The 1,211-nt window shown below is 56.2% G+C and carries 1 protein-coding gene; it reads right to left on the bottom strand.

Translation table 11 applies throughout. The annotated features are described in order from the left end of the window. Positions 1-1,179: metallophosphoesterase (locus P7F28_RS08160; protein ID WP_277184006.1), on the bottom strand; the 1,179-nt coding region annotated here is incomplete at its 3' end. Positions 1,180-1,211 lie beyond the last annotated feature (32 nt).

Below are 1,211 nucleotides of genomic sequence, written 5' to 3'. Positions count from 1 at the left end.
CACAGTCAAACCGTCTTCGTTGACGAAGGATTCGGTGAGGCCGCCGCCGTTCAGACTTAGAAACACGAAGCCATTGGCCACGCGTCCGGAATAAAGCACGTCGGGCACCTGATGGCTTTCGTGCCAGATGGCTGCGGGATTGCCGACGAGTAACGACGGCTCTCCGGCCGGGATTGCGCCGTGCCCCGCGCAACGTGGGTGCACGACGCCGCTTTTTCCGGCGCTGGCCGGAATGATGTGGCCAAGCTTGTCGCGATCGCAATAGACCACACCGGCATGCATATGTCCCCAGTACCACCACACTTCGCGATCGACGAAAACGTTCGAGACTTGCTGCCAGAGAGCCGTCGGAGTGGTCCCGTCGAGCGACAGGCCATTGTGATGCGTGAGCAAAATCACACGTTTCGGATTCGGATTCGCGCTCAGGCAAGTATCGATAAATGCGACTTGTCCGTCATCGAGCACGCCGTTCTGATAAAGCTGTAGTTCGCTTGCATGGTAGGCCGTGTCGAGTCCGATGATGAGCCAGTCCTGATTCGCCACCGCGAAGTAACTGTTTTTTCCCTGCATCTCGAACATGTTGCTGTTGTCGAGCGTGCCGTAATATCCGACCGCGCCGGAATACATCTCGTGATTCGAATTCAGCGTGAAACTCCCGGTCTTTCCCGCAGGCCATGCACTGATAAAGTTGTTCTGTTCTTCCGTCGTGCTGCCCGAGTAGTACACGTCGCCGAGATGGACCGTGTAATCAGGCTTAAGCGCACTCATTGCCTGAGCGACCTTTCCCGACGGAGCGAGTTGATGATCCGTGCGATAGTTGGTGCCGGTTCCCCAATCGCCCGCAATTGTGATCGATGCATTCGCTAACAGTGGGGGCGTCGGCTGCGGGGGAGCGGTGCGAAAAGGTGCTTTAGTGCTTGCGGAAAAATGCGAAAGCCAGTTCACGACGCAATAGGACCAGTTGGTATCGAGCGACTCGTATTGATTTCTACCAACGAGGTCGCCTTCATCGGATATCGTCGTGACTGACACGCCGCCCGTGGGCGATGGAAGCACTTGCGCGTGCATAAGCAAGCTTTTCACGTTCGCGAGAATGTTATGTACCGGTGACGCACTGGTGTTGCCGTTAAGCAGGTCGGTGGCCTGGCTTTGTGCCTGATTCAAAAGATAGTCGAGCATCTTGTTCTGTTCGGTCGTGCCATTCTTTCGCA

The organism is Caballeronia sp. BR00000012568055, from assembly GCF_029439455.1.
Lineage (GTDB): Bacteria > Pseudomonadota > Gammaproteobacteria > Burkholderiales > Burkholderiaceae > Caballeronia.
The sequence above is the reverse complement of the archived record's forward strand: the minus strand, read 5'-3'. Positions and strand labels throughout refer to the sequence as shown.